17 protein-coding genes are annotated in these 22447 nt (G+C 71.0%); 9 read left to right on the top strand and 8 right to left on the bottom strand.

Annotated elements, in window-relative coordinates; translation table 11 throughout:
• Window positions 1-137: 137 nt before the first annotated feature.
• Window positions 138-1052, top strand: coding sequence for a LysR family transcriptional regulator (locus tag V8Z80_RS10075; RefSeq protein ID WP_155192265.1), 915 nt, complete (start codon window positions 138-140; stop codon window positions 1050-1052).
• 146 nt (window positions 1053-1198) lie between these two features.
• Entirely contained in the window at window positions 1199-2173 is a 975-nt protein-coding gene (locus V8Z80_RS10070) for a Bug family tripartite tricarboxylate transporter substrate binding protein (protein ID WP_336061915.1), read from the top strand.
• 36 nt (window positions 2174-2209) lie between these two features.
• Here the strand turns inward: V8Z80_RS10070 and V8Z80_RS10065 are convergent, their stop codons facing one another.
• The 3 genes from V8Z80_RS10065 to V8Z80_RS10055 form a co-directional block, all read right to left on the bottom strand.
• Window positions 2210-4660: a TonB-dependent receptor gene (locus V8Z80_RS10065; protein WP_336061914.1), complete on the bottom strand. Its 2451-nt coding sequence runs from the start codon at window positions 4658-4660 to the stop codon at window positions 2210-2212.
• A 72-nt stretch (window positions 4661-4732) separates the two neighbouring features.
• Entirely contained in the window at window positions 4733-5824 is a 1092-nt protein-coding gene (locus tag V8Z80_RS10060) for a FecR family protein (RefSeq protein WP_336061913.1), read from the bottom strand.
• A complete protein-coding gene (locus V8Z80_RS10055; RefSeq protein WP_336061912.1) occupies window positions 5821-6342 on the bottom strand; it encodes a sigma-70 family RNA polymerase sigma factor in 522 nt (173 codons plus the stop codon). The genes V8Z80_RS10060 and V8Z80_RS10055 overlap by 4 nt, the downstream gene beginning before the upstream one ends.
• 139 nt (window positions 6343-6481) lie before the next feature.
• Here V8Z80_RS10055 and chrA point away from each other — a divergent pair, with 139 nt between their 5' ends.
• Window positions 6482-7756 carry a chromate efflux transporter gene (gene chrA / locus V8Z80_RS10050; RefSeq protein WP_442951962.1) on the top strand — a complete coding sequence of 425 codons (1275 nt, stop codon included), beginning with the start codon at window positions 6482-6484 and terminating at the stop codon, window positions 7754-7756.
• 33 nt (window positions 7757-7789) lie between these two features.
• Here chrA and V8Z80_RS10045 read toward each other — a convergent pair whose 3' ends face one another.
• The 3 genes from V8Z80_RS10045 to V8Z80_RS10035 form a co-directional block, all read right to left on the bottom strand.
• Complete coding sequence (locus V8Z80_RS10045) at window positions 7790-9610, bottom strand: glycoside hydrolase family 15 protein (RefSeq protein WP_336061911.1); 1821 nt, start codon at window positions 9608-9610, stop codon at window positions 7790-7792.
• Window positions 9610-10428 (bottom strand): glucose 1-dehydrogenase, encoded by an 819-nt coding sequence (locus V8Z80_RS10040; RefSeq protein WP_155192252.1) that lies wholly within the window; start codon window positions 10426-10428, stop codon window positions 9610-9612. The genes V8Z80_RS10045 and V8Z80_RS10040 overlap by 1 nt, the downstream gene beginning before the upstream one ends.
• 80 nt (window positions 10429-10508) lie before the next feature.
• Window positions 10509-11477: a LysR family transcriptional regulator gene (locus V8Z80_RS10035; RefSeq protein WP_336061910.1), complete on the bottom strand. Its 969-nt coding sequence runs from the start codon at window positions 11475-11477 to the stop codon at window positions 10509-10511.
• Between the two features lie 147 nt (window positions 11478-11624).
• Between V8Z80_RS10035 and V8Z80_RS10030 the strand changes: the two genes are divergently transcribed.
• Genes V8Z80_RS10030 through pcaF form a run of 3 tightly spaced genes read left to right on the top strand, consistent with a single transcriptional unit; the run spans window position 11625 to window position 16069 of the window.
• Complete coding sequence (locus V8Z80_RS10030) at window positions 11625-12785, top strand: acyl-CoA dehydrogenase family protein (protein WP_155192248.1); 1161 nt, start codon at window positions 11625-11627, stop codon at window positions 12783-12785.
• An 8-nt stretch (window positions 12786-12793) separates the two neighbouring features.
• Window positions 12794-14842 (top strand): 3-hydroxyacyl-CoA dehydrogenase NAD-binding domain-containing protein, encoded by a 2049-nt coding sequence (locus V8Z80_RS10025; RefSeq protein ID WP_336061909.1) that lies wholly within the window; start codon window positions 12794-12796, stop codon window positions 14840-14842.
• An 18-nt stretch (window positions 14843-14860) separates the two neighbouring features.
• Window positions 14861-16069 (top strand): 3-oxoadipyl-CoA thiolase, encoded by a 1209-nt coding sequence (gene pcaF, locus V8Z80_RS10020; protein WP_155192245.1) that lies wholly within the window; start codon window positions 14861-14863, stop codon window positions 16067-16069.
• On the opposite strand, the gene V8Z80_RS10015 is transcribed toward pcaF, so the two are convergent.
• Complete coding sequence (locus V8Z80_RS10015) at window positions 16066-17013, bottom strand: LysR family transcriptional regulator (protein WP_336061908.1); 948 nt, start codon at window positions 17011-17013, stop codon at window positions 16066-16068. The genes pcaF and V8Z80_RS10015 overlap by 4 nt on opposite strands.
• Before the next feature lie 109 nt (window positions 17014-17122).
• On the opposite strand from V8Z80_RS10015, the gene V8Z80_RS10010 reads away from it, so the two are divergent.
• The 3 genes from V8Z80_RS10010 to V8Z80_RS10000 are packed head-to-tail and all read left to right on the top strand — an operon-like array spanning window position 17123 to window position 20938.
• Window positions 17123-18100, top strand: a complete 978-nt coding sequence (locus V8Z80_RS10010) for a Bug family tripartite tricarboxylate transporter substrate binding protein (RefSeq protein WP_336061907.1) — start codon at window positions 17123-17125, stop codon at window positions 18098-18100.
• A 19-nt stretch (window positions 18101-18119) separates the two neighbouring features.
• The gene (locus V8Z80_RS10005; RefSeq protein WP_155192239.1) at window positions 18120-19154 is read left to right on the top strand and encodes a 4-hydroxythreonine-4-phosphate dehydrogenase PdxA; all 1035 of its coding nucleotides are present in this window, start codon (window positions 18120-18122) and stop codon (window positions 19152-19154) included.
• On the top strand, window positions 19151-20938 hold the full coding sequence (locus tag V8Z80_RS10000; protein WP_155192238.1) for an IlvD/Edd family dehydratase: 1788 nt from the start codon (window positions 19151-19153) through the stop codon (window positions 20936-20938). The genes V8Z80_RS10005 and V8Z80_RS10000 overlap by 4 nt, the downstream gene beginning before the upstream one ends.
• On the opposite strand, the gene V8Z80_RS09995 is transcribed toward V8Z80_RS10000, so the two are convergent.
• On the bottom strand, window positions 20935-22446 hold the full coding sequence (locus tag V8Z80_RS09995; protein ID WP_155192236.1) for a fumarate hydratase: 1512 nt from the start codon (window positions 22444-22446) through the stop codon (window positions 20935-20937). The two genes, V8Z80_RS10000 and V8Z80_RS09995, sit on opposite strands and share 4 nt — an antisense overlap.
• Window position 22447: the final 1 nt, after the last annotated feature.

Below are 22447 nucleotides of genomic sequence, written 5' to 3'. Positions count from 1 at the left end.
CGGCTCGCAGCCGCCCCGGTTTCGAAGCGAAGATTCTAGGAAGCGGCGTGACATTCCACAAGAGAATAGTTTTCGTATTTAATGGGAAGAAATTTCACTATTTAAAAGGCGGCTGCCCCGCGCGCCGCGAGATCGCGATGATTACCTTCAAACAACTCGAGGCTTTCTATTGGTCGGTGGAGCTGGGCGGCTTCGAGGCGGCGGCGCGGCGGCTGAACACCACGCAGTCGGCGGTTTCCAAGCGCCTGCAGGAACTGGAGGGCATACTGGGCTTTGCGCTGTTCGACCGCAGCCGCCGCAAGGCGCAGGTCACCGCGCGCGGCCAGGAGCTGCGGCTGCTCGCGCGCGAGAGCCTGGCGCTGCGCACCCGCATCCTGGACATGAGCCGCGCGGACCTGGTCGAGCCGCGTACGGTGCGCCTGGGGGTGACGGAGCTGACCGCCATGACCTGGCTGCCGAGCCTGGTGCAGCGCGTGCACGGCAGCCATCCGCAACTGACCCTCGCGCCCACGGTGGGCTCCAGCGTCAGCCTGGCCGAGCGGCTGCAGGCCGGCGAACTGGATCTGATCGTGGTGCCCGATGCGTTCCGCGCCGCCGGGCTGGAGGTGCTGCACCTGGACGCGGTGCAGTACGACTGGCTGTGCAGCCCGAGCTATCTCGACGGCGTGGACAGGCTGGCCCTGAAGGCGCTGGCGCAATACACCATCATCGAGCAGAAGCACGAATCGGGGCTGGGCAACCTGATCGACCATTGGCTGGACGCGCAGCAGGTGCGCTTTCGCAATACCCTGGCCAGCAGCAGCCTGACCGCCTCGGCTTCGCTTACGCTGGCCGGCGTGGGAATCTGCTATCTGCCCCGGCGGCTGTTCGAGCCGGATATCCAGTCTGGCCAGCTGCGGGTGATACGCAGCACCCCGCCCGTGCCCCGCATTCCCTATGTCGCCCTCTACGAGAAGGCGCGGGCCGACGAGCTGCTGCGCTACGTGGCCAGCATGGCCACCGAGACCTGCGACTTCTCCGGCGCCATGCCGCGCTACTTCCCTGGGCGCTAGAGGCCGTCCGGCCGCGCTTAATGTGAAAAAAATTCCGATTTCCCGGGAATTAATATCGCTTGTTTCGGCAGTCGTGCCGGCATAGTCTTTCGCCGGGCGGCAGGCCTGCCTTGCCGCAATCGATAAAAGGAAACAGGGAGACTGGCATGCAAATGCTGAAGATGGCGCGCGCGCTGGCGCTCGCCGCGATCATGGGACCGGCTTGCGCGGGCGCCGCGGGATTTCCCGAGCGGCCCATCCGCATCGTGGTGCCTTTTCCGCCCGGCGGCACGGCCGACATCGTGGCCCGCGTCGTCTCCGACAAGATGGCGCAGGAACTGGGCACCACGCTGATCGTCGAGAACAAGCCCGGGGGCGCCGGCGGCAGCGTGGGCACCCTGGAAATCGTGCGCGCCCGGCCCGACGGCTACACCTTGGGCATCGCCACGGTGGGCACCCTGGGCACGGCGCCGGCCACCGCGCCGCGCGCCTTGTACGATCCCGAGAAGGATTTCTCGTACATCAGCAACATCGCCAGCATGCCCATGCTGCTGGCCGCCGGCCCTTCGATGGGACAGGCCACCCTGCAGGAAATCATCGAACGCGCCCGCCAGCGGCCGGGCACGGTCAGCTTCGGTTCGGGCGGCACCGGCGGCGTGGCCCATCTGATGGGGGCGAAGTTCGAAGTGGCCACAGGCACGCGGCTGATGCACGTGCCCTATCGCGGCGCCAACCCGGCGCTGACCGACGTGGCGGGCGGGCAGGTGGATTTGATCTTCGATGCGCTGGCTTCTTCGGCGCCCTTTCTGCAAAGCCAGCGCATCCGGCCGTTGGCGGTGTCGGGCCAGTCGCGGGTCGGCGGGCTGCCGCAGACGCCGACCTTCGCCGAGGCCGGGCTGCCGGAGGTCGGCACGCAAGCCTGGTACGGCCTGGTGGGGCCGGCCGGCATCGACGGCAAGATCGTGCAGCGGCTGTACGAAGCGGTCCAGGCCGCGGTCTCTTCCGCCGAGGTGCGCGAGCGCCTGGAAAAACTGGACACCCAGGCCGTCGGCAGCGACCCGCAGGCCTACCGCGAGCAGGTGGTCAAGGAACTGCAGGCCTGGCGGCAGCTGGCGCAGTCCCAGAACATCGTGGTGGATTAGCGGCGCGCTCAGCGCGGGCCCCGGGCCCGCCGCCGCTCAGAAATCGATCTGCGCCGACAGCAGCACCGTGCGCGGCGCGGCCACCGTGGCGAACGTGCCGCTTGTCAGCCAGTAGTTCTTGTCGAACACGTTTTCCACGTTGGCGCGCAGCACCACCGATCTGCCCATGATCTCGGTGTGGTAGCGCGCGCCCACGTCGTAGCGCGTCCACGAAGGCAGCTCGATCGTGTTCTGCGGGTTGAAGGGCATGGACGAGGTGTGGATGGCGCGGGCGTTCAGGCTCAGGCCAGGCACCCAGGGCGTGTCCCAGTCCACGCCCAGGTTGAAGGTGCGCCTGGGCACGCCGTTGGCGTCGTTGCCCTGGTTGACGCCGCCGGCCGTGCGGCGCAGCGTGGCGTCGTAGAAGGTGGCGCTGGCCATCACGCGCAGGCCCGGCATCAGCTCGCCGAAGGCCGACAGTTCCAGGCCGCGGTTGCGCTGCTCGCCGTCGTAGCTGTAGATGTTGCTGACCGGATCGGTGATGGCGTTGGGGCGGTCGATCTGGAACACCGATACGCTGGTAATGGCCTGGCCCCAGTCGACCTTCACGCCCGCCTCGTACTGCTTGGACTTGTAGGGCGCAAAGACCTCGCCCGCGTTGGCCGTGCCGGCTGGCGCGATGCCGCCGCGCGTCAGGCCCGAGGTGAAGTTGCCATACACCGATACGTTGGACCAGGGCTTGACCACGATGCCCGCCAGCGGCGAGGTGGCGCTGGCGTCGTAGGAAGACGTGCGCGCGCCGGTCGCGGTGCTGAAGTTGTCCAGCGCCACCTTTTGCCGCCGCAGCCCGCCGGTGATCAGGATGCGGTCCTGGGCCAGGGACAGCGTATCGGTCACCGAGAAACTGCTCAATTCGGTTTCCGACGCCTTGCTGGGGCTGGCGCGGTGCCCGGTCATGGGCGGCAGCTCGACCGGATCGTAGATGTTGGTGGGCGTCGATCCGCCCCCGGACAGGTAGAAGTTGCCCTGCTCCTGGTCCAGCCGCGAGGCGCTCAGGGTCAGGGTGTGCTTGACGCCCAGGGTCTCGAACCGCGCCCGCGCGCCGACCTCGCCCGTCTTGGTGCGCGAGTAGGCGTCGTACCAGGCGTTGCTGGCGCGCAGGTTGCCGTCCATGTCGACGGCGTTGGCGCCGCGCGCTTCCGGAAAGTCCTGCTCGGTGGCGCCATAGCGGTAGCCGCCGCTGGCAAAGACCATGAGCCGGTCCGAGACGTCGTACTCCAGGCGCGAGGCGACGGTCGAATCGCGGATGGTCAGCTCGGTGCCCGAATAGATGGCGCGATGTCCCGACGGCGCGGCGGGGATGCGGGTCACGGAGGGGCTAAAGCCGTTCTGCGAGCGGAAGTTGTCCACTTCCTCGTGCTGGCTGAAGGCATCCAGCGACCAGCGCAGCCGGGCGCCGCGATAGTCCAGCGCCAGCGCGCCCATGCCGTACTGCTGGCGGCCGCCGTCCAGCGAGGTGTCGCCGTTGCGGTACACGCCGTTGAAGCGGATGCCCCAGCGGTCCTGCTCGCCGAATCGCCGGCCCATGTCCAGGTGCCCGCCCAGCACCGACTTGCTTTCGTAGGTGGTGGTCAGGCGCGTGAGCGGCTCGTCGCCGGCGCGCTTGGTGACGATGTTGATGTTGCCGCCGATGCTGCCGTTGGGACTGATGCCGTACATCAGGGTGCCGGGGCCCTTGAGGACTTCGACGCGCTCCATGATGGCCGCCGGCATGCGGTTGCCCGAGGTCAGGCCGTACAGGCCGTTCAGGCCCACGTCGCCGCTGCCCACGGTAAAGCCGCGGATCTGGAAGTCTTCGCCGAAGCCGTTGCTGGAGGTCAGCGTGCGCACCGAGGCTTCGTTGACCACCACGTCGGCCAGCGTGCGGGCCTGCACGTCGCGCAGCGCCTGCGCCGTGTAGTTGGTGGTGTGAAAGGGCACGTCCATGACGTCGCCGGTGCCCAGCACGCCCAGGCCGCCGCCTTGGGCCAGCTGGCCGCCGGCGTAGGCGGGCGGCAGGCCTTGCGCGTCGGCGCCGCCTGCCACCGTCAGCGTAGGCAGCTGGGTGACGCTGCCGGCCGCGCCGGCAGGGCGCTCCAGGACATAGCTGCCGTTGGGCTGGGGCATGACCTGGATGCCGGTGCCGGCCAGCAGGATGTCCAGGCCGCCGCGCACGGTGTGGCGGCCTTGCAGGCCGGGGCTTTGCAGGCCTGCGGCGATCTGCGGGCGGAACGACAGCATGATGCCGGCCTGGCGGCCGTAGCGGCCCAGCACGTCTTCGAGCGGGCCGGCGGGTATGTCGAACTGGCGCACCGGCTGGGCCTGGGCCTGGGCTTGCGCGGCAAGCGGCGCGGCCAGGACCGGCGCGGCCGCGGCGGCGGCCAGGGCCAGGCGCGCGGCCAGGCGCGCCGGGGCGCTGCGCGGCAGGATCCGGGTGGGCTGGCGCCGGGGCGCCTTGGGGTGATTCATGGGCAGGCCTTTGGGAAAATGGTAGGGAAATGGTCTTTTCATCTCCCATGACCCGCGAAAACAAAAAACGGATCAGCCTTGCCGCGTGCCGGGCAGCAGATGCAGCCGCCCCCGCCGCCAGAAGGCCGTGCCGGCCTGCGCCTGCAGGCGCAGCTGCAGCGTGGCGGCCAGCACCGACATGACCTTGCGCGGCGCATCAACGGGATACGAACCCGACACCCGCAAGCCGGCAAGGGCGGGGTCGCAGGACAGCGCCAGGCCGGTGTAGCGGCCCAGTTCGGCCAGCAGCGCATCCAGCCGCATGCCGCGCGCCACGATGAAGCCTTCCTGCCAGGCGATGCTGTCGGCATCGGCCGGGCCCGGCGCCATGACCGCGTGCGCCGTGTAGCGCGCGCCCTGGCCGGCGTGCAGCACCAGGGTGCGGCCGGCATTGCGCCGCGGCTGGATCCGCACCGCGCCGGCAAAGACGTTGACCAGGGTGTCCTCGTCCTGCTGGCGCACGGCGTATTCCGTGCCCAGGGCCAGGGCGGTGCCCTGGGCCGTCTCGACCAGGAAGGGGCGGTAGGCGGGGCGGTTTTCCTGGGCGGTGGCCACCAGGATCTCGCCGGCGATCAGGACGATCCGGCGTTCGGCCTCGGTGTAGCGCACGTCGATGGCGCTGGCGGTGTTCATCGCCAGCCGGCTGCCGTCGGGCAGGGACAGCGCTTGCGTCTGGCCCACGGCGGTGCGGTAATCGGCCGACCATTCGCGCCACGGCGCCAGGCGGCTGGCCTGCCAGGCGGCACCGCCGGCCAGCGCCAGCCCGCCCAGCGCCTTGACGGCGCCGCGGCGCGCGCCGCGGCGGTCCGAGGCCAGCGCCGCCTGCGCAAAGCGGGCGCCGGGCGGCGAGGCCAGGGCCTGGAGCCTGCCCTGGACGGCCTCGATGCGGCGCCAGGCGCGCTCGTGCCCGGGATGCTCGTCGCGCCAGCGCTGCAGCCCTTGCCGCAGCGCTTGGCAGTCCGGCGCCTCGTGCAGCGCGAGCAGCCACTGCACCGCGCGGTCGGCTGCGGCCGGATCGATGGCCGCGCCGTCATACCACGAGCAAGCGTGGCGGGCGCGGCTCACTGGGCTACCTTCGTGCTGCGCACTCCGGTATTCGTCCTTGGGGCGGCCCGGCGAGCTCATGCCTGGAAGGCCAGGTCGGCAAAGTAGCACTGCCGCAGGGCTTTCACGAGATAGCGCTTGACGGTCGGCACGGAGATGGACAGGGCCCGGGCCACCTGGGCGTGCGTCTGTCCCTCCAGCTGCGACAGCAGGAAGGCGCGGCGCACGATGGGCGGCAGGCCGTCCAGCAGGCGGTCGAGCTCGTGCAGCGTCTCCAGCACGATGGCCCGTTCCTCGGGGGACCAGTGCACGGCCTGCGGCACCTGGGACAAGGCTTGCAGGTAGGCGCGTTCGAGCTTCTCGCGCCGCCAGTGGTTGGACATCAGGTTCTGCGCCACCGTGGTCAGGAAGGCGCGCGGCTCGTCCAGGGCGGCGGGCACGCGTTCGCTGCTGAGCAGGCGCACGAAGGTGTCGTGCGCCAGGTCGGCGGCCTGCTCGGGATTGCCCATGCGCCGGTGCAGCCATCCCCGCAGCCAGGAATGATGGTGGCTGTACAGCGCTTCGACGGTGGCGGGGGCGACGCAGTGCGGCGTGCTCAAGGTGTAAGCCTTCGGAATCGTGGCGCGCCCGGATGGCCCAGGCATGCAAATACAAATTGTAATTATTATCGAATACAACAAGCCTGTGTCAAACGCCGGAGGCGGCGCGCGGCACCCACGCCACAGTCCTTCGGCGACAATGCGTGCTCCGGCCCGGCGCCGCTTTCCCCTTTTTTGCACCGTGTCCATTTCTCCTTCCCCGAATCCCGACGCTACGGCCCAAGCGCCCGCGCGGCCCGGCAGCCCCCTCGAAGTGCTGTGGGCCTTCTTCAAGCTGGGCCTGACTTCCTTTGGCGGTCCGGTCGCGCACCTGGGCTATTTCCACCAGGCCTTTGTCGAGCGGCGGCGCTGGCTGGACGCGCGCAGCTATGCCGACCTGGTGGCGCTGTGCCAGTTCCTGCCCGGGCCGGCCAGCAGCCAGGTCGGCATGGCGCTGGGCTTGCAGCGCGCCGGCTGGATGGGCGCGCTGATGGCCTGGGTGGGCTTTACGCTGCCTTCGGCGCTTGCGCTCATCGCGTTTGCCTACGGCATCGCGCGCCATGGCGAGTTTGCCCGCTCGGGCGCCGTGCACGGCCTGAAGATCGTCGCCGTGGCCGTGGTGGCGCAGGCCGTCTGGGGCATGGCCAAGGCCTTGTGCCCGGACCGGCTGCGCGCCGGCCTGGCCATCGTGGCCGCCTTGCTGGCGCTGGCCCTGCCGCTGGCCTTCGGGCAGCTGGCCGCCATCGTGCTGGGCGGCCTGGCCGGCTGGCTGCTGCTCAGCCTGCCGGCGGCGCCCGCGGGCCCGTCCGTGTCCTATGGCGTCTCGCGGCGGGCGGGCCTGGCCGCGCTGGCCGTTTTTTTCGTGCTGCTGGCCGCCTTGCCGCTGGCCGCCGCGGCTTTTGGCTCGGGGTTCTGGCAATTGGCCGACGGCTTCTATCGCGCCGGCTCGCTGGTGTTCGGCGGCGGGCACGTGGTGCTGCCGCTGCTGCAGGCGGCCGTGGTGCCGCCCGGCGCGGTGGACAGCGCGCAATTCCTGGCCGGCTACGGCGCCACGCAAGCCATGCCCGGCCCGCTGTTCACCTTCGCCGCCTATCTGGGCGCGGTGATGGACGGGCCGCTGCCCGCCTGGCTGAGCGGGCTGTTTTTCCTGGTGGTGATCTTCGTGCCGGCCTTCCTGCTGGTGGCCGGCGCCCTGCCGTTCTGGCAGGCGCTGCAGGGGCGGGCGGCGGCGCGCAACGCCATGGCGGGCGTCAACGCGGCGGTAGTGGGCATCCTGCTGGCCGCGCTTTACGACCCGGTATGGACCGGCGCCATCGCCGGTCCGCTGGATTTCGGCCTGGCCCTGGCGGCCTTCGGGCTGCTGGTGCTTGCCCGCCTGCCGCCGCCGCTGGTGGTGGCGCTGGGCGCGCTGGCCGGCTGGGCCCTGGCGGCCTGAAGGCGGCGGGCCCCACGGCGGCGGGGCGCGGCGCTATTGCCTGGGCGCCTTCGACTGCGACTCCTGCCGGGCGGGGCCCTCGGGGTTGCCCAGGTTGTAGGCCGAGTTCACCAGGCCGATGTGCGAGAAGCCCTGCGGGAAGTTGCCCACCAGGCGCTGGTGCGCCACGTCGTATTCTTCGGACAGCAGGCCCAGGTCGTTGCGCAGCGAGAGCAGGTGCGAGAACAGTTCCTCGGCCTTGGCATAGCGGCCCATCAGCGCATAGCAGTCCACCAGCCAGAAGGTGCAGGCCAGGAACGCGCCTTCCTCGCCGGGCAGGCCGTCGTCGGTCTTGTCGCAGGAATAGCGCAGCAGCAGCCCGTCGCGCATCAGCTCGCGCTCGATGGCGGCGATGGTGCCCTGTACGCGCCGGTCCTCGATCGGCAGAAAGCCCACCAGCGGGATCATCAGCAGCGCGGCATCGAGCGCCTGCCCGCCATAGGCCTGCACGAAGGTGTTGCGCGCCGCGTCGTAGCCCTTGGCCAGGATGTCCTCGCGGATTTCTTCGCGCACGCGGCGCCAGCGGTCGACCGGGCCCTGCATGCCGAAGTCCTCGCAGGACTTGATGGCCCGGTCGAAGGCCAGCCAGCACATCAGCCGCGAATGCGTGAAGGCGCGCTTGGGGCCGCGCACTTCCCACAGGCCGTGGTCGTCCTCGCGCCAGAGTTTTTCCAGCGGCTTGAGCAGGGCCTTCTGCAGGCGCCAGGCCTCGGCCAGCGGCGGCAGGTCGGCCTTGCGCGCCGCGTGCAAGGTGGCGATGAGCTCGCCGTAGACATCCAGCTGCAGCTGGCCCACCGCGTCGTTGCCCACCCGTACCGGCCGGCTGTCGGCATAGCCGGGCAGCCATTCGACCTCGTGCTCGGGCAGCCAGCGTTCGCCCGAGATGCCGTACATGATGCGCAGCTGCGCCGGGTGGCCGGCCACCGCGCGCAGCAGCCATTGGCGCCAGGCGTCGGCTTCCTCGCGGTAGCCCGAGTTCAGCAGCGCGTAAAGCGTGAGCGAGGAGTCGCGCAGCCAGCAATAGCGGTAGTCCCAGTTGCGCGTGCCTCCCAGCGCCTCGGGCAGCGAGGTGGTGGGGGCGGCCACGATGCCGCCGGTGGGCTGGAAGGTAAGCAGCTTCAGGGTGATGAGCGAGCGCGTGACCGCCTCGTGCCGCGTCTTGGTCAGCCCGTCCTGGCGGCAGCGACGGGCCCATTGCTCCCACCAGTTGATGGTGCGTTCCAGGCTTTCCATGCTGTCGAACACGAAGTGCGGCGTGCGGTGCGAGCGGTGGTAGGACAGCGTAAACGGCACCACCTGGCCCTCTTGCACGGTAAAGCGCGAGGTGCTGGTCATGTCGTGGCCTTCGAGCGGCGCCAGGGTGTGCAGCTCGACCGCGTCCGGGCCGGCGATGGCGCTCAGGCCGTAGTCGCGCCGGCGCACCCAGGGCACGGCCTGGCCGAAGTTAAAGCGCAGGATCAGCTCCATCTCCATGTCCACCGTGCCGCGCAGGCCGCGTACGATGCGCACCACGTCCACCCGGTCCTCGGAGTCGCTCAGCGGCATGAAGTCGTAGACCTGCACGGCGCCGCCGGCCGTCTCGTGGATGGTCTCGAGCACGGCGGTCTCGGGCACGTAGCGGCGCTGGGTGGTGTGCGCGTCGCCGTGCGGGGCCAGCAGCCAGCGCCCGTGCTTCTTGTTGCCCAGCAGGGCGGCGAAACAGGCCGGCGAATCGAAGTGCGGCAGGCAGAGCCAATCGATCGAGCCGTCGCGCGCCACCAGCGCGGCCGAGAGCATGTTGCCGATCAGGCCATAGTCTTCCAGGGGCTTGGACATCAGCCTGCGCCTCGGAATTCGGGATAGAGCGTCATGCCGCCGTCCACGAACAGCGTGGTGCCGGTGACGTAGTCCGAGGCGTCCGAGGCCAGCCACACCGCGGCGCGGCCGATGTCCTCGGGCTCGCCGATGCGGCCGTAGGGAATCAGCTTGAGCAGTTGCCGCAGCGCCTCTTCGGTTTCCCAGGCCTGGCGGTTGATCGGCGTGCGGATGGCGCCGGGCGCGATGCTGTTGACGCGGATCTTGCGCGGCGCAAGTTCCTGCGCGAGCGACTTCATCAGCAGCGAGATGCCGCCCTTGGAGGCGGCATAGTTGGCCTGGAAGGCCCAGGGGATGACCTCGTGCACCGAGCTGATGAAAAGGATGTTGCCGGCCGGGCGGTGCGGCGGCGGCTCGGGAAAGCGCGCCATGAAGGCCCGCGCGGCCGCGCGGGCGCACAGGAACTGGCCGCCCAGGTTGATGTCGATGACGCGGCGCCATTGCTCCAGCGTCATGGATTCGATGGGCGCGGGGTCTTCCACGCCTGCGTTGTTGACCAGGATATCCAGCTCGCCGTAGCGCGCCTGCACGGCCTGGAGCATGCGCTCGACGTCGGCTTCCTGGCTGACGTCGGCCTGGACGGCGAAGGCCTGGCCGCCGGCGGCGGCGATGGCCTGGCACACTTCCTGGGCGCGCTCGGCCGAGCGGCCGCCCGAGCTGTGGTTGACCGCCACGCGCGCGCCGGCCTGGGCCAGCGAAAGCGCGATGGCGCGGCCTATGCCCGAGGAGGCGCCGGTGACCACGGCCACGCGGCCCTGCAAATCAGAGGTCTGTGACATGCCTGTTCTCCGGGGAATGCCAGCGCAGGTCGCAACGGCAAGCCGGGCTGGCCGCCCGGGTTGCGCTGGCGCATATCAGCTTAGCGGCGTGCCGGCCGGCTCACAAGGGAAGGAACGGAACGATTCCTTGTGTCATCTTTTTCCACATTTTCGCCGGCCGCCCAGGCCTGCGCCCTGGCCACCACGAAGTCGATCAGCGTGCGCACCGCCAGCGTCTGGTAGCGTCCCGGCATGCGCAGCAGGAACATGCGCGTGCCGAACACGCTCAGCCGCCATTGGCCCAGCGCCGTGACGATGCGGCCCTGTGCCAGGTCCTGCGCCACCACGTAGTCGGGCACCAGGCCCACGCCCACGCCGGCCAGCACGGCCTCGCGCAGGAACTGGAAGTTCTCCGAGGCCAGGGTGGGGCGCAGCGCCAGTTCGCGCCGCTGCCGGCCCCGGTAGGCGGACACGCGCAATTCGCGGCCGGCCACCGCCGAGGTGACCAGCGGCACCCGCGCCAGCTGCTCGAGCCCGGTGGGCAGGGGGTGGTCGCGGGCATAGTCGGTGGCTGCGCAGACCACGTGGCGCACCTGGGCCAGTTCCGTTGCCACCATCTGCTGCGGCGGCTCGGACATGACGCGGATGGCCACGTCCACTTCCTCGCGCAGCAGGTCGTCCACCTTGTTGTCGAACAGCAGGTCCAGCGTGATGGCCGGATAGCGCCGCTTGAATTCGATCAGCCAGCCCGACATGACCAGGTGGCCGAAGCCGGTGGGCATGCTCATGCGCACCGAGCCGTGCAGGCCGGTGCCCAGCATGGCGACCGATTCCCGCGCCGCCAGCAGTTCGTCGCGGATGGCGCGCCCGTGCTGGACCAGCCGCAGGCCGATCTCGGTGGGCTCGATGCGCCGGGTCGTGCGGCGCAGCAGCTGCAGGCCCAGGCTTTTCTCCAGCTGGTTCAGGTGGTAGCTGATGTTGGCGCGGCTCATTTTCAGGCGCCGCGCGGCCAGGCTCAGGTTGCCGGCCTCGACGATGTCCACCAGCAGCACGAGCGATTGGGCGTCCATGCGATAGGTCGAATTTCTTTGACAGAGTTTTCAGTTTATTCGGAATTGTCCAGGATGATCGATGGCTGGATAATGGCCGGCATCCCTCTTTTTGCCTGGGGCAGCAAGCCGTAGGCGCAGCGTGGGGGGCTTTTTGCTTCTAATTCGATGACGATAGACGACGAGACATTCCGGCTGCTGGCCGCCAGCGTCGAGCGCTTCGTGCGCGAGCGGCTGGTGCCGGCCGAGGACGAGGTGGAGGCCAGCGACGAGGTGCCGGCGGCGATCGTGCGGGAGATGCGCGAGCTGGGCCTGTTCGGCCTGTCCATTCCGCAGGAGTACGGCGGCATCGGCCTGGACATGGCGCAGGAATGCGAGCTGGCCTATCTGCTGGGCCATGCCGCGCTGGCGTTCCGCTCGGTGATCGGCACCAACGTGGGCATCGGCTCGCAGGGCATCCTGATGGACGGCACGCCCGCGCAAAAGGCCGAATACCTGCCGCGCATCGCCAGCGGCGAGCTGATCGTCTCCTTCGCCCTGACCGAGCCGGATGCCGGCTCGGACGCGGCATCGATCCGCACGCGCGCCGACGCCGAGGGCGATCACTACCTGGTCAGCGGCACCAAGCGCTATATCACCAACGCGCCGCGCGCCGGCGCCTTCACCCTGATGGCGCGCACCGGCGGGCCGGGCGCGGCCGGCATCTCGGCCTTCATCGTGCCGGCCGGGCTGCCCGGCTTGACCCTGGGCAAGCCCGACCGCAAGATGGGCCAGCGCGGCACCAAGACCTGCGACGTGCACCTGGACGGCGTGCGCGTGCCGGCCGCCAACCTGATCGGCGGCGTGCCGGGCAAGGGCTTCAAGACCGCCATGAAGGTGCTGGACCGCGGCAGGCTGCACCTGTCCGCGGTGGCCTGCGGCATGGCCGACCGCATCCTGCAGGAAAGCCTGGCCTATGCGCGCCAGCGCAGGCAGTTCGGCCAGCGCATCGGCGACTTCCAACTGGTGCAGGCCATGCTGGCCGACAGCCAGGCCGAGCTGCTGGCCGGCTGGTCGCTGGTGCGCGAGGTGGCCCGGCGCTACGACGAAAAACCCGCGGGCGCGGCCGACCCGCAGGTCAGCATGCAGGTGGCCTGCGCCAAGCTGTACTGCAGCGAGATGGCCGGCCGGGTGGCCGACCGCGGCGTGCAGATCCACGGCGGCGCCGGCTACATCGGCGACTACAAGGTCGAACGCTTTTACCGCGACGTGCGCCTGCTGCGCCTGTACGAGGGAACGACCCAGATCCAGCAGCTTGTCGTGGGCAAGCATCTCATGAAATCGGAGTGATCCTTTCCATGCCTGAACCGCGCGACGGCGTTGCCGTCATCCTCCTGGACCACCCGCCGGTCAACAGCCTGGACCATGCGCTGCGCGCGCGCGTGGCTGCCCAGTTGCAGGCCGCGCTGGCCGACCCCGCCGTGGCGGCGGTCGTCATCGCCGGCAGCGGGCAGGCCTTTAGCGCCGGCGCGGACGTGGGTGAGTTTGGCACGCCGCGCCAGCAGCAGTCCCCGGTGTTGCCCGAACTGCTGGACGGTATAGCTGCCAGCGCCAAGCCGGTGGTGGCCGCCATCGCGGGCGTGGCCCTGGGCGGCGGGCTGGAGCTGGCGCTGGCCTGTCACGCCCGCGTGGCGCAGGATTCGGCGCGCGTGGGCCTGCCCGAGATCCGCCTGGGCCTGATCCCCGGCGCCGGCGGCACCCAGCGCCTGCCGCGCCTGATCGGACTGGCCGCCGCGCATGCCATGATGGCCGACGGCCAGCCGCGCACGGCCGCCACGCTGGCGCAGTCGGGCCTGTTCGACCAAGTGGTCCCGGACGATCCGCTGCCCGTTGCCCGGGCGCTGGCGCTGCGCCTGGCGCGGCAAGGCGGCGGGTCTTGCCAGGCCCGGCAGGCTGGGCTGCCGGCGGCGCAGGTCCAGGCGTTCGTGGACCAGGCGCGCCGTGCGCTCAAGCCGCGCGAACGCATGCAGCCGGCCTACGGCGCATTGCTCGATGCCTTGCTGGCAACGTCGCTGCCGTTGCCGCAGGGCCTGGCGCGCGAGCGCGCGCTGTTCCTGTCGCTGGTGTCCACGCCTGCCGCGCAGGCCTTGCGCTACCAGTTCAAGGCAGAGCGCGAGGCCGTCAAGCTGCCGGCTGCCTTGCAGGCCGCGCCGCTGCCGGTGCGCACGGCGGCCGTGATCGGCGCCGGCACCATGGGCTCGGGTATCGCCATCGCGCTGCTCGATGCGGGCTTGTCCGTGCTGTTGCTCGAACAGGACGAGGCCGCGCTGGCGCGCGGACGGCAGGCCATCGCCGATTATTTCCAGGCACGCGCGCAGGCCGGCAAGCTGGACCAGGCGCAAGCCGCCCAGCGCCAGGCGCGGCTGCATGCGACGCTGGACTGGACCGTGCTGGCCCAGGCCGACCTGGTGATCGAGGCCGTCTTCGAAGAGCTGGCGGTCAAGCAGGCGGTGTTTCGTGAAATCGACCGCCATGCGCGGCCCGGGGCCGTGCTGGCGACCAACACTTCCTACCTGGACGTGGACGAGATCGCCGCGGCCACAGGCCGCGCGCAGGATTGCCTGGGGCTGCATTTCTTCAGCCCCGCGCATGTGATGAAGCTGCTGGAGGTGGTGCGCGGCGCGCGCACCGGCAAGCAGGCGCTGGCCACCGGCATGGCGCTGGGCAAGGCGCTGGGCAAGGTGCCGGTGCTCTCGGGCAACGCCTTCGGCTTCATCGGCAATCGCATCTACAACGCCTACCGGCGGCAATGCGAATTCATGATCGAGGACGGCGCCTGGCCCGAGGACGTGGACCGCGCCATGACCGGCATGGGCTTTGCCATGGGGCCGTTCGCGGTGGCCGACCTGTCCGGCCTGGACATCGCCTGGCGCATGCGCCGCGCCCAGGCCGCCCGGCGCGATCCGCGCGAACGCTACGTGGACGTGCTGGACCGGCTGTGCGAGATGGGCCGGCTCGGGCGCAAGACGCAGGCGGGCTACTACACGTACGACCAGGGCAAGTCCAGCGGCCAGACCGACCAGACCGTGCGCCAGCTGATCGAGCAGGCGAGCGCGCGGCGCGGCATCGAGCGCCGGCCGCTGGCGGCGGACGAGATCCGGCGGCGCGCCTTGCTGGCCATGGCCAACGAGGCCGCGCTGCTGCTGGCCGAAGGCGTGGCCGCCCGGCCCGGCGACGTGGACGTGGTGCTGGTGCAGGGCTACGGCTTTCCGCGCTGGGAAGGCGGCCCGGTGTTCTGGGCGCGCCAGCAGCCGCGCGAGCGGCTGGAGGCCGAACTGGACCAGCTTGCCCGGGCCGGCGGCCACGGTTTCGTGCGGGCGGATCTCGATCCGCTCTTCCTATCCTGATCGACAAGGCTTTCCCTCATGACGACCCTTCAAGCCTATATCTGCGACGCCATCCGCACGCCCTTCGGCCGCTATGGCGGCGCGCTGTCCAGCGTGCGCGCCGACGACCTGGCCGCCATCCCGATCAAGGCGCTGATGGCGCGCAACCCCGCGGTGGACTGGGCCGCGGTCGAGGACGTGCTGTACGGCTGCGCCAACCAGGCCGGCGAGGACAACCGCAACGTGGCCCGCATGGCCGCGCTGCTGGCCGGCCTGCCGCAAGAGGTGCCCGGCGCCACCATCAACCGCCTGTGCGGCTCGGGCCTGGACGCGGTGGGCAGCGCCGCGCGCGCCATCAAGGCTGGCGAGGCCGGCCTGCTGCTGGCCGGCGGCGTCGAAAGCATGAGCCGCGCGCCCTTTGTCATGCCCAAGGCCGACAGCGCCTTCAGCCGCAGCAATGCCGTGTACGACACCACCATCGGCTGGCGCTTCGTCAATCGCCTGATGAAGGAGCGGTACGGCGTGGATTCCATGCCCGAGACCGCCGAGAACGTGGCGGCCGACTTCGGCATCGAGCGCCAGGCCCAGGACCGCATGGCCCTGGCCAGCCAGCAGAAGGCCGCGGCGGCCCAGCGCGAAGGCCACCTGGCGCGCGAGATCGTGCCGGTGACGATCCCGCAGCGCAAGGGCGAGCCGCTGGTGCTCGAGCGCGACGAACATCCGCGCGAGACCACCCTGGAGGCGCTGGCCCGGCTCAAGGGCGTGGTGCGGCCCGACGGCACGGTGACCGCCGGCAACGCCAGCGGCGTGAACGACGGCGCCTGCGCGCTGCTGCTGGCCGGCGAGGCGCAGGCCGTGCGCCACGGCCTGACGCCCCGCGCGCGCGTCCTGGGCATGGCCACGGCCGGCGTGCCTCCGCGCATCATGGGCATCGGACCGGCCCCGGCCACGCGCAAGGTGCTGGCCCAGACCGGGCTGGGGCTCGACCAGATGGACGTGATCGAGCTGAACGAGGCCTTTGCCGCCCAGGGCATCGCCGTGCTGCGCGAACTGGGCCTGGCCGATGACGATGCGCGCGTCAACGCCTGGGGCGGCGCCATCGCGCTGGGCCACCCGCTGGGCGCCAGCGGCGCGCGGCTGGCCACCACCGCCGTCAACCGCCTGCACGCCACCGGCGGGCGCTATGCCCTGGCCACCATGTGCATCGGCGTGGGGCAGGGGATCGCGGTGGTGCTGGAGCGCGTCTAGGCCGCGGCAGTCGCGTCGGTCCGCGCCGCCCGCACCAGCGCCGAAAAATGCGCCGCCGCCGCGCTGGGCGTGCGGCCCAGCGGCGTGATCAGGCTGATGGCGGGCACGCGTATCGGCATGTCCATGGGCAAGGCCTGGAACAGCCCCATCCTGCCGTAGTGCGCCGCCAGCGAGGCGGGCATGACCGCCACCATGTCGGACGCCTCCAGCAGCGCGGTGGTCATCACCGTCGAGGCGGTTTCGGTGATGTCCAGCTTGTCGGTGATGCCGGCCTCGCGCAGCGCCGCGTCCAGGCGCAGGCGCTGGGGCGCGCCGGGCGGCTGCACGATCCAGGCCGAGGCGGTCAGGTCGCGCAGCGAGACGCTGCGCCGGCCCAGCAGCGGATGGCCGCGCCGCACCACCAGCACCAGGGCTTCCTCCAGCAGCGGCGCCAGTTCGTAGTCGCCGCCGGCGTGCTCGTCGGTGAGCCGGCCCAGCACCAGGTCCACCTCGCCGCGTTCGAGCTGGCGCACCATGATGTTGCTGGTATCGACGGTGACCGACACCTGCACGCGCGGATGGCGGCGCTTGTATTCGATCAGCGCCGGCGCCAGCAGCTGCGGCACCGCGCCGGGCACGCTGCCGATGCGCAGCGTGCCGCTCAGGCCCGACTCCAGCGCGGCCAGCGTGGCGCGCATGGCGCCGAAGTCGTTGCACAGCGTGCGCACGTAGCGCAGCACCACCTGGCCGGGCGCGGTGGGCGCCATCCCGCGCGGGCCGCGTTCGAACAGGCGCACGCCCAGCGTGTCCTCGGCCTGGCGCAGCAGCTTGGTGGCGGCCGGCTGGCTGATGTTCAGCGCGGCGGCGGCGCGGCCCAGGTGGCGGTCGGCCTCCACCTGCCGGATCAGCAGCAGCTGGCGGGTGCGCAGGCGCAGCAGCAATTGGGCGTCGGCGGGCAGGCTCATGCCGCCATCATATAGAAAAGTATATGGAAGGCTGCCGAATTTTGATTGGAAGCGGCCCCGGGCCGCTTGCTAAGCTGCCCGGCACGACATAACCAGGAAGAGACAAGCCATGCGTATCGATCGCCGCGCCGCCCTGGCGGCCTGTCTTGCCATGCTCGCCGGCCTGGCCGCGCCGGCGCAGGCCGCGCAGGCCTATCCCGTCAAGCCCGTGCGCATCCTGGTGGGCTCGCCGCCCGGCGGCGGCACCGATATCCTGGCGCGTATGCTGGCCGAGCAGTTCGGCCGGGACCTGGGCCAGTCGGTGGTGGTGGAGAACCGGCCCGGGGCTTCCAACACCATTGCCGCGGACATGACGGCCCGCGCCGATCCCGACGGCCATACGCTGCTGGTGGCGACCACCACCGGCCAGGCCATCGCCCCGCACCTGCTCAAGCTCAAGTTCGACCCGCTGACGGACCTGCAGCCCATCGGCATGGTCGCGGTCATGCCCAACGTGCTGGTGGTCTCGGCCAGCGGGCCGTACCGCAGCGTGACCGAGCTGCTGGCGGCGATGCGGGCCCAGCCCGAAGGCTTGCGCTACGGCTCCTCCGGCGTGGGCAGCACCCAGCACGTGGGCGGCGTGGCGTTTACCGCCGCCACCGGCACCCAGGCCGTGCACGTGCCCTACAAGGGCAGCTCGCAAGCCCAGGTCGACATGCTGGGCGGGCAGATCGAAATGATGTTCGACACCACTTCCTCGGCCATGCCCCAGATCCGCGCCGGCAAGCTGCGGCCCCTGGCCGTGAGCGCGCCGGCCCGCATCGCCGAACTGCCCGATGTGCCCACGCTGGCCGAGTCGGGCGTGCAGGGCGCCGACGTGGCGACCTGGTACGGGCTCTATGCCACGGCGGGCACGCCGCCGGCCGTGGTCGAGCGCCTGGGGGCCGCGCTGGAGCAGGTCCTGTCCACGCCGCAAACGCGCCAGCGCATCCAGGCGCTGGGCGGCGAGATCCGCCCCATGAGCCCGACGCAGTTCGGCCAGTTCAACAAGGCGGAGTTCGAACGCTACGGCAAGCTTGTCGCCAGCGTCGGACTGGCGCCGCAATAACCACGGAGAAACCGCTTCCATGCAGCACGATTCGTCTTCCCTTCCCCTGGCCGTCCTGCTGGGCGATCCGGCCGGCATCGGTCCCGAGATGGCCGCCCGCCTGCTGTCCGACCCGCAGAACCGCGAGCGTCATCCCTTGCTCCTGGTGGGCGACGAGTGCGTGTGGCGCGACGGCCAGCGTATCGCCGGCGTCGATGTCCAGACGCTGGTGCTGGCGCCCGGCGAGCCGGTGCGCCACGAGCCGGGCAGGGTCACCCTGCTGGACCTGGACGTGCTGGACGGGCAGCTGCCCGAGCGCGGCGTGTCCAGCGTCCAGGCGGGCCGCGCCACCTTGATGGCGATGGACAAGGCGCTGGACCTGGCCTTGGCCGGGCGCTGCGCGGGCCTGGTCTTCGCGCCCCTGAACAAGCATTCCCTGCGGCTGGGCGGCCTGCAGGCCGAGGACGAGCTGCGCCACATGCAGCAGCGCTTCGGCATCGAGGACTTCGTCTGCGAGTTCAACATCACCGACGCGCTCTGGACTTCGCGGGTGACCTCGCACGTGCCCATCCGCGAGGTGGCCGATCACCTGAGCCGCCCCGGGGTGCTGGCGGCCATCCGCATCATCGACCGGGCGCTGCGCCAGGCCGGCACGCAGCGCCCGCGTATCGCCGTGTGCGGGCTCAATCCCCATGCCGGCGATGGCGGCTCGATCGGCACCGAGGAGATCGACCTGATCGCGCCGGCCATCGAGGACGCCCGCGCCGAAGGCATTGCCGCCGCCGGCCCGTATCCTTCGGACACGGTGTTCCTGGCGGCCAAGCGCGGCGAATTCGACGCGGTGGTGTGCATGTACCACGACCAGGGGCAGATCGCCATGAAGCTCATGGGTTTCGATCACGGCGTGACGCTGCACGGCGGCCTGCCCATCCCGGTGGCCACCTCGGCCAGCGGCAGCGCCTTCGACATCGCCGGCAAGGGCGTGGCCAACGTGCAAGGCCTGCAGCGCGCCTTCGACCTGTGCGTGCGCATGATCCAGGCGCGCGCGCGGGCCGAGGCGGCGGTCCAGGCATGAGCCCGCCGGGCCGCCCCAAGGGCGAAAGCGAGGGCGCGCAGCACGAAGGCGATCCGGCGGGCCCGGCAAGAAAGCTGCGCAGCCGCGCCTGGTTCGAGCGCCAGGACAAGATGGGCTTTTACTATCGCTCCTGGCTCAAGAACAGCGGCATCCCGCAGGACCAGTTCGATGGCCGGCCGGTGATCGGCATCTGCAATACCTGGTCCGAGCTGACGCCGTGCAACGCGCACTTTCGCGAGCTGGCCGAGCACGTGCGCCGGGGCGTGCTGGAGGCTGGCGGCTTTCCGCTGGAGTTCCCGGTCATGTCGCTGGGCGAGACCATGCTGCGGCCCACCGCCATGTTGTACCGCAACCTGGCGGCGATGGACGTGGAAGAGTCCGTGCGCGCCAATCCGCTGGACGGCGTGGTGCTGCTGATGGGCTGCGACAAGACCACGCCGGCCCTGCTCATGGGCGCGGCCAGCGTGGACCTGCCGGCCATCGGCGTCTCGGGCGGCCCCATGCTGCGCGGCTACTACGAAGGCCACACGGTCGGCTCGGGCACCAACACCATTTCGATGAGCGAGCAGCTGCGCGCCGGCGCCATCACGCTGGCGCAGTTCCACGAGGCCGAGGCGGCCATGAACCGTTCGCACGGGCATTGCATGACCATGGGCACGGCCTCGACCATGGCCTGCCTGGTCGAGGCGCTGGGCATCGGCCTGCCCGGCAATGCGGCGATCCCGGCGGTGGACGCGCGGCGCAAGGTGCTGGCGCGCGAGGCCGGCCGGCGCATCGTCGAGCTGGTGCGCCAGGACGTGCCCATGTCGCGCATCCTGACGCGCCAGGCTTTCGAGAACGCCATCCGGACCACGGCGGCCATCGGCGGTTCGACCAACGCGGTGGTGCATCTGCTGGCGCTGGCGCGCCGGGTGGGCGTGCCATTGGACCTGGACGACTGGGACAGGCTGGGCCGCGAAGTGGATTGCCTGGTCGACCTGATGCCCTCGGGACGTTTCCTGATGGAGGATTTCTTCGAGGCCGGCGGCCTGCCGGCGGTGCTGCGCCAGCTGCACGGGCAGGGCCTGCTGCACGCCGACGCGCCGACCGTCAATGGCCGCACGCTGGGTCAGAACGTGGCGCAGGCGCCCTGTTGGCGTCCCGAGGTCATCCATCCGGCGCATGCGCCGTTCAAGCGCGAGGCCGGCATCGCCGTGCTGCGCGGCAACCTGGCGCCCCACGGCGCCATCGTCAAGCCCTCGGCGGCCTCGCCCCATCTGCTGCGGCATACGGGCCGCGCCGTGGTGTTCGACTCGATCGAGGCCTTGCACGCGCGCATCAACGACGAAGACCTGGACATCGACGAGCATTGCATCATGGTGCTGCAGAACTGCGGCCCCAAGGGCTATCCCGGCATGGCCGAGGTGGGCAACATGCCGTTGCCGCCCAAGCTGCTGCGCCGGGGCATCACCGACCTGATCCGGATCTCGGACGCGCGCATGTCCGGCACGGCCTACGGCACGGTGATCCTGCACGTGTCGCCGGAGGCGGCCATCGGCGGGCCGCTGGCGCTGGTGCGCGAGGGCGACCTGATCCGCGTGGACGTGCCGGCCCGCACGCTGCAGCTGCTGGTGGACGAGGACGAACTGGCGCGGCGGCGCGCCGGCTGGCAGCCGCCGCCCGGCCATGCCCGGCGCGGCTACGTGAAGCTGTACGTCGATCACGTCATGCAGGCCCACGAAGGGGCGGACCTGGATTTCCTGACCGGCGGCAGCGGCGCGGCGGTGCCGCGCGACAACCACTAGCGGGCGCCGTCGTGCAGGCGGAACACCTTGTGGGCCACCCCGCCGCGCGCGTCGATGGCCACCGTCACCGGCATGTCGCGGACTTCGAATTCATAGATGGCTTCCATGCCCAGGTCGGCAAAGGCCACCACCCGCGCCGCGGTGATGGCGCGCGAGACCAGGTAGGCCGCGCCGCCCACCGCGCTCAGGTAGGCGGCGCCGTGCCGCGCGATGGCCGCCACGGCCTGCTCGCTGCGCTCGGCCTTGCCGATGGTGGCAAGCAGGCCGGTTTCGGCCAGCAGCCGCGGCAGGAACTTGTCCATGCGCGCAGAGGTGGTGGGGCCGGCCGGGCCCACCGCTTCGCCGGCCACCGGGTCGACCGGGCCGACGTAATACAGCGTGCGTCCGCGCAGGTCCACCGGCAGCGGCTCGCCGCGTTCGAGCAGTGCGGCCAGCCGCTGGTGCGCGGCGTCCCGGCCGGTCAGCAGCTTGCCCGAGAGCCGCAGCGTCTGCCCGGCCCGCCAGCCGGCCACTTCGCGGCCGTCCAGCGTGTCCAGGTTCACGGGGGTGCCGCCCGCTTCGGGGGGCAAGGCGTCCGGAATGCCATGCCACAGGGCGGGATCGGGCGCGGGGAAGCTGGCCGGGCCGTCGGCCGGCATGTCGAAGCTGACGTAGCGGGTGGCCGCGCAATTGGGCAGCAGCGCCACGGGCAGCAGCGCGGCATGCGACGGCGCGGCCAGGACCTTGACGTCCAGCACCGTGGTGTCGCCGCCCAGGCCCTGTGCGCCGATGCCCAGCGCATTGACGCGCTCGTAGACCTGCAGGCGCAGGCGCTCGGTCGCATCGGCCGGGCCGCGGCGGCGCAGCGCCGGCATGTCGATAGGCGAGAACAAGGCGCGCTTGGCCAGCATCATGGCCTGTTCGGGCGTGCCGCCCACGCCCAGGCCCAGCACGCCGGGCGGGCACCAGCCCGCCCCCATGCCGGGCAGCTGCGACACCACCCAGTCGGCCACCGAATCGCTGGGCCGCAGCATGGCATAGCGCGCCTTGGCGTCCCCGCCGCCGCCCTTGGCCGCCACCGTCAGCGACAGGCCGTCGCCTTCGGCCAGCTCCACGTGCAGCACGGCCGGCGTGTTGTCGCCGGTGTTGCGGCGCAGGCCCAGCGGATCGCTGATCATCGAGGCCCGCAGCGGATTGGCCGGCTCCGTGTAGGCGCGCGCCACCGCGCGGTCGGCGATGGCCTGCAGGCTGGGGGTGGGGCCGGCGCCCGCATGGCGTATGCGCAGGTCCATGCCCAGGCGGGCATACACGTGCACCACGCCCGTGTCCTGGCACACCGGCCGGCGGGCCCGGGCGCTGAGCTTGCTGTTGACCAGCAATTGCAGCAGGGCCTGCCGCGCGGCCGGCTGCGTCTCGCAGGCGTGGGCAGCCTTCAAGGCCTGCACGAAATCCGGCGGATGGGTATGGCTGGCCGCCTGCAAGGCATTGCACAGGCTGGCCTCGATGTCTTCGGCGTACACGCAGCGCATG

This window comes from Orrella sp. JC864 (genome assembly GCF_037026685.1).
Classification (GTDB): Bacteria; Pseudomonadota; Gammaproteobacteria; order Burkholderiales; family Burkholderiaceae_B; genus Orrella.
The sequence above is the reverse complement of the archived record's forward strand: the minus strand, read 5'-3'. Positions and strand labels throughout refer to the sequence as shown.